The 13,052-nt window shown below is 61.2% G+C and carries 13 protein-coding genes; 5 read left to right on the top strand and 8 right to left on the bottom strand.

The features are described from left to right. Positions 1-9: 9 nt before the first annotated feature. Positions 10-1,430, bottom strand: a protein-coding gene (locus CXQ91_RS03655; protein ID WP_104172837.1) for an IS3 family transposase whose coding sequence is annotated in 2 segments (ribosomal slippage) — positions 10-1,073 and positions 1,073-1,430 — 1,422 coding nt in all. Because the reading frame shifts where the segments join, the coding sequence is not laid out codon by codon here. A 67-nt stretch (positions 1,431-1,497) separates the two neighbouring features. Then, on the bottom strand, positions 1,498-2,364 hold the full coding sequence (locus CXQ91_RS03650) for a hypothetical protein (protein ID WP_104172571.1): 867 nt from the start codon (positions 2,362-2,364) through the stop codon (positions 1,498-1,500). 425 nt (positions 2,365-2,789) lie between these two features. Between CXQ91_RS03650 and CXQ91_RS03645 the strand changes: the two genes are divergently transcribed. The 4 genes from CXQ91_RS03645 to CXQ91_RS24695 all read left to right on the top strand — a co-directional run bounded on the left by CXQ91_RS03645 (position 2,790) and on the right by CXQ91_RS24695 (position 4,625). Then, positions 2,790-3,164 (top strand): hypothetical protein, encoded by a 375-nt coding sequence (locus CXQ91_RS03645; protein WP_104172570.1) that lies wholly within the window; start codon positions 2,790-2,792, stop codon positions 3,162-3,164. A gap of 628 nt (positions 3,165-3,792) precedes the next feature. Beyond that, positions 3,793-3,891: a winged-helix domain-containing protein gene (locus CXQ91_RS25675; protein WP_146072301.1), complete on the top strand. Its 99-nt coding sequence runs from the start codon at positions 3,793-3,795 to the stop codon at positions 3,889-3,891. A 369-nt stretch (positions 3,892-4,260) separates the two neighbouring features. Then, a complete protein-coding gene (locus CXQ91_RS25195; RefSeq protein WP_258073809.1) occupies positions 4,261-4,389 on the top strand; it encodes a hypothetical protein in 129 nt (42 codons plus the stop codon). Between the two features lie 68 nt (positions 4,390-4,457). Then, positions 4,458-4,625 (top strand): hypothetical protein, encoded by a 168-nt coding sequence (locus CXQ91_RS24695; protein WP_181038760.1) that lies wholly within the window; start codon positions 4,458-4,460, stop codon positions 4,623-4,625. A 270-nt stretch (positions 4,626-4,895) separates the two neighbouring features. On the opposite strand, the gene CXQ91_RS03630 is transcribed toward CXQ91_RS24695, so the two are convergent. Then, positions 4,896-6,077 (bottom strand): Fic family protein, encoded by a 1,182-nt coding sequence (locus CXQ91_RS03630; RefSeq protein ID WP_104172567.1) that lies wholly within the window; start codon positions 6,075-6,077, stop codon positions 4,896-4,898. A gap of 263 nt (positions 6,078-6,340) precedes the next feature. Continuing rightward, a complete protein-coding gene (locus tag CXQ91_RS03625) occupies positions 6,341-10,318 on the bottom strand; it encodes a hypothetical protein (RefSeq protein ID WP_146072297.1) in 3,978 nt (1,325 codons plus the stop codon). Positions 10,319-10,387: 69 nt separating this feature from the next. Between CXQ91_RS03625 and CXQ91_RS24690 the strand changes: the two genes are divergently transcribed. Next, entirely contained in the window at positions 10,388-10,552 is a 165-nt protein-coding gene (locus tag CXQ91_RS24690; RefSeq protein WP_181038759.1) for a hypothetical protein, read from the top strand. A 47-nt stretch (positions 10,553-10,599) separates the two neighbouring features. Here CXQ91_RS24690 and CXQ91_RS03620 read toward each other — a convergent pair whose 3' ends face one another. From CXQ91_RS03620 to CXQ91_RS03605, 4 genes are all read right to left on the bottom strand, one after another. Beyond that, on the bottom strand, positions 10,600-11,340 hold the full coding sequence (locus CXQ91_RS03620) for a hypothetical protein (protein ID WP_104172565.1): 741 nt from the start codon (positions 11,338-11,340) through the stop codon (positions 10,600-10,602). Between the two features lie 373 nt (positions 11,341-11,713). Further along, positions 11,714-12,184, bottom strand: coding sequence for a helix-turn-helix domain-containing protein (locus CXQ91_RS03615; RefSeq protein WP_104172564.1), 471 nt, complete (start codon positions 12,182-12,184; stop codon positions 11,714-11,716). Between the two features lie 36 nt (positions 12,185-12,220). Next, positions 12,221-12,592: a hypothetical protein gene (locus tag CXQ91_RS03610; RefSeq protein WP_104172563.1), complete on the bottom strand. Its 372-nt coding sequence runs from the start codon at positions 12,590-12,592 to the stop codon at positions 12,221-12,223. Continuing rightward, entirely contained in the window at positions 12,589-12,783 is a 195-nt protein-coding gene (locus CXQ91_RS03605) for a hypothetical protein (RefSeq protein ID WP_104172562.1), read from the bottom strand. The genes CXQ91_RS03610 and CXQ91_RS03605 overlap by 4 nt, the downstream gene beginning before the upstream one ends. Between the last annotated feature and the right edge of the window lie 269 nt (positions 12,784-13,052).

The raw sequence follows: 13,052 nt of genomic DNA, 5'->3' as shown, positions 1-13,052 counted from the left end.
AGCGTGAGTTTAGGCGGCTAGTTTCTTCTGGGTCGTTGGCTCCGTGTCTGTCTTGGTTTTCTCGAGAGGTTTGTTGATCCAGGTCGTGCCGGGCAGGGCGAGGATCTTGGGGTCGGCTGTGGTGGTGAAGCGTTCGGGGTTCCGGGTCCGGGCGGCGGCCAGGGTCGCTGACCGCTGAACGGTTTTGGCCGCAGCCAACCCATAGTGAACGTCGGCCGCGGTGTTCAGCCCGATCCCGGAGTGGCGGTGGGTGTGGTTGTATCCCTCGACGAAGGTGGCCATGAACTCTCTGGCCTGGCCGACGGTTCCAAAGCGTTGCGGGAATGCGGGGGCGAATTTCAACGTCTTGAACCACGCCTCGCTGAACGGGTTATCGTTGGACACCCGAGGCCGCGAGTGCGACTTGGTGACCTCCAGATCAGAAAGCAATGCCGTGACGGTCTTGCTCGTCATCGACGTGCCGCGGTCGGCATGAACGACCTCCGGGGTCCCGTGGATTCCGAAGATCTCCTTCATCATCTCCACCGCCAATTCCCCGGATTCCGACGCGTGGACATGGGCGCCGACGATGTAGCGGGAGTAAATATCGATCATCACGTAGCAGTCAAAATACTTCCCCTTGATGGGCCCGGGAAGCTTTGTGATGTCCCACGAGTAGACCTGCCCGGGACCGGTGGCGACCAGTTCCGGGATCGCCCGGGCCGGATGCCGGGCCAGCCGGCGGCGTTCCTTGACCTGCTTGTTCTCCGCCAACACCCGGTAGATAGTGGAGATCGACGCCAGATACGTGCCCTCGTCGAGCAGGGCCGCGTAGATCTGGACCGGCGGCAGATCAACGAACCGGACCGAGTTCACCACCGCCAGGATCCTGGCCCGCTCGGCAGCACCGAGCCTGTTCGCCGGCACCGGCGCGGCTGCAGGGATCGGCAGCAGGCGCGGCTTCCGGGTCGCGGTAGCCCGCGCGACCCCGGCCAGTCGGGCGGCGGTCCGGGTCGGAACCGCGGCGGCCGTGAGGCTACGGTAGGCGGACATCAGGGCTTCGTGTGCGGTGGTTCGTCCCGCGAGCTCTTCGACAGTTCTGCCAAGAGCTCGTGCGTTTTTGACATGATCTCCAACGCCACCTCCGTCGTGGCCAGACGCCGTTTCGAGTCCTCGATCTCGCGCCGCAGCCGGGCGATCTCGGCCTGCTCCGGACTCAACCGGCCAATCCGCTCGCCAGGCTTCTTTCCCTCAAGGACGCCGGCGTCACGGAGTTTGCGCCACTCGGTGATCTGCGAAGAATAGATCCCCTGCTCCCGCAAATACGCGCCCCCCTCGTTCCGCAAAATAGCGTCTTCATAGGCGGCCAAGTGGTCAAGTTTCTGGGCCGGGGTGATCGATCGCCTCGGCGTCGGACCCCCGGAACGGGGTCCGGGACTGCTGCTCTTCATCAGACTATCGTCGCGCACGGCGATCAAAGATTGGCTGGACATCGTGAATCAGTTCCTGGTTCTCGCCCTACATCACACGGCGGACTTGCTCTGAACTGCTGGCCTCACCCAACCCTGACACGTAGGGCATTGGCAGGTTGTGTGTGATGGCGTAGCCAACCTCAGCCATAGAACGCGGCGTCTCGTTCGGCTTGTACCAGAGGCCATCGGGTGCTGCCTTGCGCGCCGCCGTATTCATCGTGTGCTGCTCCTGGTCGACTTCCAGCAGGTGGCTCGGGCGGACGCAGCGCCTCCTCTTGGGGTCGTTGTCCCAATCTGTGCATCCATGGTCAAGCTGAATCGCGGGAGTGAGCGCCCTGCCGGTTAGCTGCTCATAGAGCCAGCGGTGTGCCTTGACCTCACCGCGCCCCTGCCCAAGGTTGAACTTGCCATAGCCGTCCTCGTTGATGATGCCTGACCACAGCCAGCAGCCAAGCTCGTCGTCGGCCGTCAGATGCCGCGCGAACTTGTCCAGCTTCGGCTCATCACGCGGCCCGCGCTCATTCGGGAGGACAGGCACGCCATGCCTGCGGAAATTGGAGTAGTGCCGGGAGCAGTAGGCCACGCCCGGCGACTTCTTCGGTGCCGTGCATCCTTCGACGTCGCACTCACCGCGTGGTGTCTCTGGTTTCGGTGCCTTGGGCTTCAACTCCGTTGAGCCCGTCGTGATCTGACGGTTGTAGTGGAGCCGGCATAGGCCGGTGGCGTAGTGCGGCCTCTCGCACTCGGCCACGCTGCATCCCCTGGTAAAGCCCAGCGGCGCAAGCTTGGCGTTCCTCTCCCGCCGCGACTTCTCATAGTGCGTCCGGCAAAGTGTGTGAAAAACTCCGTGGCGGTCACGCTCGCATCCGTCCGTGGTGCAGGTGGTGGCGGTCCAGTCGGTGGGTACGTACATGGGGCAATCCCTTTGGCTAGTGGCGGTGGTGAGAAGAGGCCCTCATGAGGGCCGTAGCTGCAGTGGTAATGCAGGGGAGCGAACACGAGTGCTAGCTGGAAGTTCGGGCACGTCAGACTGAGCAGCAGGGCTTACGGCTGGCGCCGAGGCCCTAGCGGGTAGCCATGCAACTGGGTCGGAGATTCACGTAGCAACCGTCGGCAAGCCGGACCCTGAAAGGGCCGGAGCTGCCGCATATTGGCTGGTGAGAGGGCGAACTGGTTGGCGGTCAGTTCCGCGTCTTCCTAGTTCTCTTCCTCTGGAGCTGAACCGGCGGAGCCGTGTTCAGCAGTTAGCCCTTATATAGAAGGACATTTCGTAGAACGGGTGGAAGCGGCGCAGCGAATGGCGCCGGAGTGCTGGGTCGGAGGTGACATACTCTGCCTATGCTGACGATCCTGACCCTAATGAACGTCGCTGCGTTCATACTTTCTTTCGGTGCGATTCTCTGGGCATGGCTCATAGTGCACAAGGACATGAAGGAAAATGTGGCGCTCTTGGCGCGCATCCGTGAGATTGACGCCAAGTACGCCAGGGAGGCAGTGACGCTAGGCCAAACGGCCATCAGGGAGGAGCGCCGCGCTGAGTATGTCGCCGTAGGCAAGACGATGTTTACCTACGGCGACATGATGCACATGCCCGAACTCGTCAAGGGCCTTATCTACAGCCACGCAGCCAGTGGGCTGGGCCTGCAGGTGGCACTTGTCGGACTTGGCTTGAGCATCGGGACTGTCGCTAATATCTGGTCGCTCTACGTCTAGCTGACAACGCCGGGGGTGCGGGTCAGGCCGGCCTGCCCTATGTTGTGGCCTTCCCTGGTTTAGCGCGGCGCCTGCGGGGGCTGCGCTGTTGCTTTGTCAGGGGGCCGCTGAGGACTATTTGTGAAATGCCCCCAAGCCTCAATAGAAGGCAGGAGTCAGCGGCCTGTAATCTTTGCGAGGCGGTCAGCCCGATTCGTGGCTGCGAAGAAGAGGGGATTCAAATGAGGCTGTACGAGATTCTGCAACTGCTCGCGGATCGGGCCCGGCCCTGGGAGGACAACGGGACATCTGCCAGGTTCCGCAAGCCGGTGCAGGTAAAGACGCTGGCGGACCTCGCCGCCATCGGCGCGGAGCTAGCCGGGCCGCTGGGCCAAGTCAGCTACACGGTGAACAACGCCCCCAAAACCCTCGACGAAATTGCCGCCATGTCAGACGTCCAGCTGAACGAGGTTATGGTCCTCGCATACTTGGGCGGGGCCCCGGCCGGCGGGGTCGAGCACAGCAAGGCGACCGTCATCATCAATAACAAGGGCCACTCGAGCTACGGACTCGAACGCTCCTATATGACCATTACCATCTCCGAGCCGTCGCAGTTCAACAACCTTCCCGTGACGCTCGATCAAGCCAAATCGATTGCAGAGCGCTGCGTTACCATCCGAGGCAAATGGAGCGCCAAGGACTACCCCGTCGTCAAAACCATCACCAAGGCAACGGCGCAGCAACGTGAACACGACAGGAAGCTCAAATGGCAGGCCGCTGGGCTCAGCCTCCTCCTCAGCGTCCCTATCGGTGTCCTGACTGCCGTGCTCACGGTGATCCTCACCCCCACCCCCGGGGGCTAACTCTCCCCGAAAAGGAAACCCCCAAGCGAGTCGGGGCAACTAAAGCATGAGGGTCTTTGGCCGCTCCGCAAAGGGGGGACGCGGAGACACCTCGAGAAAGTCTCTGCTGGGGCCGGTTCGGGCCGCCGTCCTGCCGTCCAACAGTGACGAAGAGCCCCGGCCTCCGAAGACGCCAGCGTCGGACTCGCTCCGCCCGCCGAGCAATCTGAGATGGAGAAACCCGACCGATAATGTCGGCATCTAGACTTGGGCCCATGACATCTGATGAGGAAAAGGACCCGCCAGTACCGGCCGACCTCGAGGACTCCGCGAAGCGCGTCCACCACGTTCAGGTCGCGGAGGAGCGCGACCACGAGGCCCCGGCGGACGAGCCGGACGCCTGAGGCGGAAAGCCTTGGCGGTAACTCAGGTAGGGAACTGCCCCGTCTTTCGGGGCCCTATGATCGGACGCATGGCTACCTACAAAGTGACTGACCACAAGGATGACCACGACGTGCTCGCTGAGTTCGAAGCTCTCGACAATTCCCAAGCTGAATTTCTGGGCAGGCACCATGCGGCCGGACTCGTTTACAAGCTGTGGGTTCAGCAGGCGAACGGCGATTGGCTGGCAATCTCCTGAGTGGCGCAAATCTTCGATTCACTGTCCGATTGATGGATGCGAATACGTCGTACCCTTCCGCATGGGCATGGGCATAGGCGAGAAGGAGTATCCAGCTGCCATGCCTGAACGTTTCGAGTCCCTGCGAGCCGAGCATTCAAATCTCATAGAGTCTCTTACCTAGAGTTCTAGTAAAACCTTCGAGTACTAGAACACTGTCCCGTGGATTCAAGTCCACTTGAATGCTTTGGACTGTGTTCTAGTTGGAAGCGCTTCCAGTAGATACGAAAATCATTTTCGATTGAGGATGCTGAAGATGTCGGACGCGATATAGGTGTTTTGGGAGGTTTCAAATGGGTAGTCCTCCAAGATCCCGAGCTGCTGCAGTTTGAGCACGGCGTTACTGACGGTCTGGTAGTTCTTCCCAAACTTCTTGGCAAGGCGGGCTTTGGTCACGATCGGACTAGCCAAGAGAGACCCAGCGATGTCAAGGATTACACCTGTAGCCGATGCTTCCCGGAGCGTGTCCATGTGTTTCTGACTCACGTCCAGAAGGTCATCCACGAGCGTGGCGGTTTCCTGGGCGGACGCGGCAATACCTTCCGCAAAGAACTCCACCCACGCGGACCAATCGCCCGTCTCGCTGAGCCTAGCAAGCTGGTCCTGATAGACATCTCTCCTCGCTTCGAACCACGGTGAAACGCTAAGCAGTGGCTCGGAAACAACACCGTCTCGCATAAGGCCTAAGACAATCAAGAGTCTTCCCAGCCGCCCGTTGCCATCGTTGAAAGGGTGAATGGTCTCAAACTGATAATGCGCCAGGGCAGCGGCTATGACGGGGTCTCGCCCACCTGCAGGCGCCTCATTGATCCAGTCCAGCAAGTCTCGGATAGAGGTATCCAACTCAATGCCAGGAGGCTGAGGGATGAATCGGGCATCCGTGATATCCGCTCCGCGACTTCCGATTACGACTTGCACCGAACGGACAGCGCCGGCATCAGAGTTGTCAGCCGCGGTCCCCCTTACGAGGGTTCGATGCAGATCGGTGAGGAGGCCCGGGGTTATCCGGCGGCCGGCTTGCACCCAGTCGAAGGCTCGATCAGCAACCTCGACATAGTTCATGATCTCGTCTAGCTCTGCACTTCGCGGTTTGTCAGAGGCATCATCGACGGCAAGCACTCGGTCAAGAGGCGCGTATGTCCCTTCCAATGCCGAAGTACTCTGAGCTTCTCGCCTGATCATAGGCATGCGGATCAGAGCTGGATTCGGCACTTGACGACTGGCTTTGTCAAGTGCGCCCAAGGCACGATTTGCCCGGCTCACGGCGTGCCAGGCGGTGTTGCTGAGCTCCGGCTCGGCTCCCAGCGGGTGGGGAACGTACGAAAAGTGGTCGTACTCGCGCTTCAGTCCGTCCATGCCTCGAATGCGTACGAGACTTCCAATCGGGCTTTCCCGAAATTTGTCGACGTCCATGGCTCTTCTTTCAATCTCTAGCGATTGTCGCTGACTTGAAGACTACAGGAGTCATTCTAGTGAAACGACCTCCGACTAGAACCGAGCTCTTTGGTCCGACCGGAAAGTTTGAGCTTGCGTCGGCTGCATGCAGCCCTGAGCTGTACTGGGTCGCTTGTTGGCGGGTTGTTTCATGGTGGTACTTCCCCTTTGTGTACTAAGTGGTTGGTTGGTGGTGCAGCACGCGGCCCCCGAAAGGGCCGCGTGCGTTGTTCTTGTTTGGGTTAGGCGTAGTCGTACAGCGCCTGCGCGTCTCGCTGCTTGGTGGTTGCCTCCAGGGCAATCTCCTTGGCGTAGAGGTACGCGACGCCGGGCGATGCGTCGATATGGCTGTGATAGTGCGTGTCGCCACTGGGTGAAGCACCAGCTCCGCCGCCGTGGATGCCGCCCTTGGCGTACAACTCGTATCCGAACCGGCCGGCAACCTCATCGAGGATTGCCACCGACCGAGCCCGCTTGGAAGCGGCCAGCGGGATGTATGCCTCGCCGCCCGTCTCCGGCTCCGCCCAGACGCGCAGCGTGCTGCTCGGCTTGGCAATCTGAGCGACGTGCCGCTCAATGCCACCGTTCGCGAAGAACTTCGGCGCGAAGCGGGGATCGAACCGGCCGCCACGGTTGTAGATGGAGCCGTTCGCCTGCTCGCTGCCGGAGATGGCGGTTGCGATGGAGGCGGCGATATTGAATGCAAACGACTGCCCGCTGAACTTCGTGAGCGTGGCCCAGATATCGCCGACCACGTCTAGCGCGTTGCCAGCCGCGTCGATAGTCGTTTTGAAGGTCGTCTGAGCCAGCAAGTTGCCAGCTGCCTTGACGGTGCCGATGACGTTGTCGAATGGCGTGCTGTTGGCGTCAAGGTTCGGCTTGTGCGTCTTGCCACCGAAGTCGACGCCCCTGGCTTCCGCCTGGCTGACGATCTTGGAGAACGGGCCGTCGTTAGCGTCAAGCGTCGGCTTGGGCTTGAGGTTGGTAAAGATGCCCAGATCGTTGGTGGCCGCCTGTAGCCGAGGTCCGAAGTTAGTCCTGGCGTCTACATCGAGACCCACGACGGCGGGCTTCATGGCCGCCTGTGCCTGGCCATTGGCTATTGCGAGGTCGGCCAATGCTTTGTCCTTCGACTCGGGGTTGAGCAGGAACTCGATCTTTGCGGGGTCGAGGTCCAGCTGCGCGAGGATAGCTTCGATCTGCTCAGGCGGAACCTGGCCCACCTCGAGCTGCTTGGCAATCAGCGCGCGAGTCTCGCCCATCTTGGTGCGCAATGTTTCGATCGCGACCTGCGGGTCCTTCTGCGCCAGCGCTAGCTTGAGGGCCGAGTCGCGTCCGGCGTCCGCTACCTTTGTCAGCTCGGTCCGAAGGTCAGAGCCTGCCTTGGATACGGTGTCAATGGAGCCATCGGCCTTGAACAGGGACGGAAGGGCAAGCCCTTCGCCCTTGCCAATTTCGACGATCGCCTCGAGGTTCTTGACGAAGTCGCGGGCGGAGTCGTTGGCCGTCTGCACGGCGTCGTCAAGGTTCGTCTTGCCGTTCATCTGACGGATGATGTCGTTGACCGCACGCAGCTTGTCGTCAGCGGTGGACGCCTTGCTTGCCAGCGTCTCGATTGCCGACATGATGCCAGCCGTGACGCCGACAGGAACACCAAGCTGCTTGGCAGTCGCGGCGGTCTCTACCTTGACGGCCTCGAGGTCATCCCTCAGCTTCTGCAGTCCGATACCCGCCTTGGCTCCGGTGGAGCCGAACAGGTTGCCGACGGCGTCCGCGAAGCTGCTGAGCGGCCCAAGCATCTGGGAACCACCGAGACCCTTGAGCGTGTCTGCCACCTTCTCAAATGGGTCGCGGGACTCCGCCGCCCTCTTGAGAGAGTCGTTGACCTTATCAACAGACTCAGGCACGCCTTCGGCGGCCTTCTGAATGTCCCGCAGGCTGATGCCGATGGCTGATGCATTGTCAGCAATCGATGCCCGCTCAAGCCAAAGGAAGGAATCCTTTGCCCGCAGCTGGCTGGCGATTACGCGCTCAGTGGCAGCATTGATGCCCGTCTGGCCATCGAGTGCCGTCCTCAGGTCGTCAAGCTTGCTCTTCTGCTTGGCTGCAGCGTCGCCCATAAGGGCGATGGCAGCAACGGCACCAGCGATAGCCAGGCCCCAGGGGCCGCCAGCGAGTGCCAGCAGGCTTCCGCCTACCGACTTGGCGACAGATGCCGCCTTGGCCTGAATGCTGCCCAGCTGCCTGTTCATGGGGGCTGCGTCGAAGCGCCGCACCGTGCCGTCTGCGTAGTAGACCATGTCACCGATGCGCTTGCCGCCGTCTGCGGCGATCTTGGCAGAGCCCGTGAACGCGCCCGCGAACCTGGCCATTGAGCTCTGAGCCATCGTCAGGAAGGCACCCAGTGGGCCACGCAGCGCGAGGAGGCCCAGGAAGGCACCTGTTGCTATCTGCAGCGGGCGGGGTAGGTCACCGAACAAGCCCAGCGTGGCGCTGAGCACGTCAACAATCATCGTGAGGGGGCCGGAGGCCGCCGTAACGAGCGCGTTCACCAGTCCAGTCAGTGGCCCAGCCACCTTCTCGAGGTTGCCACTCAGCTTGCCGACGCTCTTGTCAAGGAAGCCCACAACGGTATTGATTACCGGAGCAACACCCTTGAAGATTTCGCCGGCTACGCGGCTCATATTGCCGATGATGCGCCCGAGACCCGCAAACGATGGCCCAAGATCATCCAACGCGCCTTGCATGTCGCGGATACCCTCAAGCGTGCCGGTCTGGAACTGCAGCTGACCAAGGGTCTTGGCTAGGCCGGAGAGAAGACCGCCACCTAGCTTGCCCAGACCCGTCAGCAGCTGGTTCACGTAACCAGCAGACGTGCCTATCGTCTCGCCAAGGTCTTTGACACCGACGTTTAGTTCAGACGCGCCCTTACGGGCTCCCGCAAATATCGTGGCCATGCGCGAGCGGAAGGGCTCGGCCAACATAATGTCCGCAATGCCCCGCATGTTCTTGCGGAACTCAGGAAGTCCGCCGCCGCCTGCATCATTGACCGCCCGGGTAATTCCCTTGAACATATCAACGACCGCTACGCCGACGCCGCCCATGTCCTTGAGACTCTGGACGCCCTCCTCAATCCAGACGTTGATCTTGCCGGCCTTGTCGCTCTCGACTACCCAGTCCTTGAATCCCTGGCTGATGTCCGTCAGGAAGCCGCCGAAGCGGGGCAGGTACTCGGAGCCACGCAGCCCAAGCACGTTGAGTGCGTCGGCAAATGGCCTGCTTGCTGCGCTGGCCTGCTTGAAGAAACCCTCAAGATTGCCGAACATCTTGGCCATGGACCCGTTGCGGGCAATCTCATCAAAGCTGTCAAGAATGCCAGCGTTGAAGCGTCCGACGTCGTCAGCCGCGCGCGTAAGCCCGTCCCGCAGGACGGGAATAGCGTTAGCGGCGAACCGCTGGATTGAGTCGCCCATGCCCTCCCAGAAGGCCGCCTGTACCGGCCGCTGAATGGACTTCCACGTACCCTGCAGCGCCTTGGCTGCGGCACGGGCTTGTGGCGGCAGGGCCGCCAGTGCTTCAACGTCGCCATCAATCGCCGACTTGAAGTTCTTGAATGCCGCCACGTTGATTAGCACACCTGCGGCGACAGCCGCCAAGGCGGTGGGTAGCGCAGCGAGCAAGCCAATGGACTGCACCACGCCTTCACCAACGGTGAATGCCGACGTGCCAACGAATGCCAGCGTGTTGACGAGCGCGGCAATGGCAGTTGCCCAGCCGGCAGACTTGAGGCTGAACTTATCGAAGTTGGTGATAAGTGACTCAAGCCGGTTACCGACGGAGGTCAACACTCCAAGGCCCGAGAGTGACTTGATGAGTCCCTCGGCGACGAGCAAGCTCTTCTTGTTGACGTCGATGAAGAAGTTGACTCGGCGGTCGCGGGTTGCGTACTTCAGCTGGGCCGCTGCGATGTCGAGGCCGGTCATGTTGGCCTTGAACTTCACTGGCTTGTTGTCGTTTTCGCGGAGGAACTTGTCGATGTCGCGCTGGGCCTGCTCGAGGCCCTCGTTGGTGGTGATGTCCACCCTTAGCCCGGCAGCGCCGGCAGCCTTCAAACTGTCCTGCACCTGCTGGTTGGCCTTGCGCAGGGTCTCTTCGTCCATCGTGACCTTGATGCTGCGGCCGTCGAGGTCCTTCAGCGTGCGGTCGATGTCAGCGCTCATCTTGCGGAGCATGTCTTTGTCGACGCCAACCTTCAGGCCGATGGACTCGTCAGCTTCGCGCCTGACCTGTTGGACGATCCGCTTGGCTTTCTCCCTGATGCCTTGTGCATCGAGGTCCAGGTTTACGACTACGTCGTACTCCTGGCCGGCAAGCTCTTTGAGAACCTGCCTCTTGGTTGCGCCTCGGAAGCCCTTGGCGTCCGGCCGTACCTTGACGGCGACGGCGCCGATTAGTTTGAGATCAGCCATTGGCTGTCACTCCCATTCCAGTGCATTAGTGGTTAGAGCGCGGACAAGTCCACGCGGGTGGTGTTGCGGTCATGCATGGCGCGGAGGTCCGCCTTGTACTTGGCATCCCGTACGGCGTCTGCAGCTTCCTTGGCAGCGCGTGCGGCGCGGGCAGGTGCCAGCAGTTCCTCCTTGACGGTGAAGGCGGCAACCTTGCCCACGGCTTCCAGCCGTGACGTGACGTTGATGAAGTCCACGAGCTGCGAACCGTTGACTGAGACGGTCGGATTCTGAGTCGCGCCGGAGACCTGCAAGCCCTCGCCCGTGTAGCCAGTGCGGCTGAGCTCCAAGGCTTCGTTGATGGCGGCGGCGTTGGCCTCGTTGCCCTCTGAGAGCTTCGCGGCCAGCGTGCGGAGGATGTCCTCAACCTCACCGCTTGCGGCCTCTACAAGGGCATCCACAGCCTTCGTGGGAAGGATCGACTTGCTGGCCTTCAGCCTCTCGGCACGCAGGCGGAAGCCTGCCTGAGTGTTGGCGTCAGTTGCCTTGGCGTGGTTGGCCTTCAGTGCAGCGACGCGTGAAGCGCGGAGGTCCAACTCAGAGCGGAGTACGGCAACGTCGTGCGCCACGGCTTCGGCTTCGCCGGCCGCATCGGCTGCGAGGATGGCTGACAGTTCGGCGGAGGTTTCCGCATGGGCAGCGGTAGCCACTTCCAGGCGGTGGCCAATGGCTTCAAGGTCAGCAGCAGTAGCAGTAGCAGCGGCCTTGGCGGCGGTAAGTGCAGCGGTGGTCATAGTGAGGTCTTTCTGTCGGTGGTTACCGTGACAGCGGACATGCGTCAGCGGTGGGTATTGCGGGGGGATGAGAAACGGCATGCTGGCCACTGGCGACTGGTGGAGGCCGAAGGCCGTAGCCAGCGGAGCCAGTGCACGGGAAGTAAGCAGGCGGTGGAAACACCCAGGAAGGAAGCCGTGAGCGCCAGCTCAAAGGCTTCGCTATCGGCGGTCAATCACTAGCTATAGATCAGGCCTTACGGGCTTCGCCCACGGCCTGTCTAACTAGTAGGTATTGATTTGTTAGGGCCAACCTCTGATAGGTATTGCCCTAACCTCTGATGGGTATGTGAACCCTCGACTAAGAAATACCCTTCACACGTTTGGGTAATTCTTAGTCGCGTCGCCATGCTGGCACCGACGGAAAGGCGCCTGGTGCGGACGGCGGCGGCTTCTCGGTGGGAGGCGGAGCCTTGACGGGGTCGGGGACGGTCGGCGGCGGAAGCGGGTCGGCAGTCTGGAGCTGCTGCGGTTCAGGCTCGGATGGCGGCCGTTCATCTATTGCCCCGGCAAGCGCTCGCGCTTCCTTCGGGACGCGGAGCCAGTACTGGTTGTTGCGGTTCCATCGCTTGCGCTCGTTCTTGGCCACCGTGACAAAGCCTGCCTCCGCCAACTCTGCGAGCGCACGCGTAACCGTTAGCACGCTCTGCGAACTGGCCACAGCCAATTGCTCTTGCGTGGGGTAGCAATAGCCCGTCTTGCCGTCTGCGTAGACAGCCAAGCTATGGCCGGTGATCTTGGCTTTCGTAGTCAGCCGACTTGCAGCAAGAGCCCTGCCGAAGGCGAAGGGCTCATAGGCGCTCATGGTGGGTTACCGCGAGTTCGCTCACTAAATGGGGGATCACTTGGCCAGCCACTTGGCATCTGCCCTGAGGTCAGCAGCGCGGCGGTCGGCGGCAATGCGCTCGTTCGTCCGCTGAGTCTTTGACTTGGGCAGCGGCAGCTCCAGCGGGAAGCCGGCGTCGGGACCTGTGCGAATACGCTCGCCGACAAATCCCATCTTTGTCAGCGCTGTGAGGTGAATGCCTGCGGCATAGTTGGGGAGCTTCATCTCGTTCCTCATCTGCTGCCAGGTGCGATGCACGATGGTTCCACCGTTCAGGTTGCTGGCCATCCATTTGGCAACGGCCTTATCGCGGCCCGTGAGCCCCGGAGTGAAGCGCACAGCGGCAAGCCAGCGAACGGCGAAAGCGTTTTCGATTGTCTCGGTCATAAGTGGGTGCCTTCCAGGTGGCTCCAGGTCTTGCCCTGAAGAATGACGCTGATTGTCTGCTTGGAGACGTGATGGCAGCGGGCCAGATCGGCCAGCGTATTGACGCCGGGAATGTAGCTGGCGCGGATACTCAGCACGTCATCGGCCGTTAGTCGGTGGTGGGGATGTTGCTCCCCTCGAAGTAGGGGCATCGGGCTTCCTTTCGGTGTTGAAGAGCGTTGACAAATAGAGGAAAAAGGAAAGGCCCGCCATCAAGGCGAGCCGTTGAAAACTTTGTCTCTAATAATGAGTGGGTTGGAATCTTCTGGGATTTGCCAGCGGACAGCTGAAATATTTTGTCCCTCGGAATAAAGTGGCCGTTATAAACGCGGATTCCTAACGCGGCCATGAAATGCGTTACCGAACCGTTACGAAATATCGACAATCACGGACCGGGTGGGAGTCCGTCGCCGGAGTAATC

The sequence above is a fragment of the Arthrobacter sp. Y81 genome (assembly GCF_002929335.1).
In the GTDB taxonomy this organism is placed as follows: Bacteria; Actinomycetota; Actinomycetes; order Actinomycetales; family Micrococcaceae; genus Arthrobacter.
The sequence above is the reverse complement of the archived record's forward strand: the minus strand, read 5'-3'. Positions and strand labels throughout refer to the sequence as shown.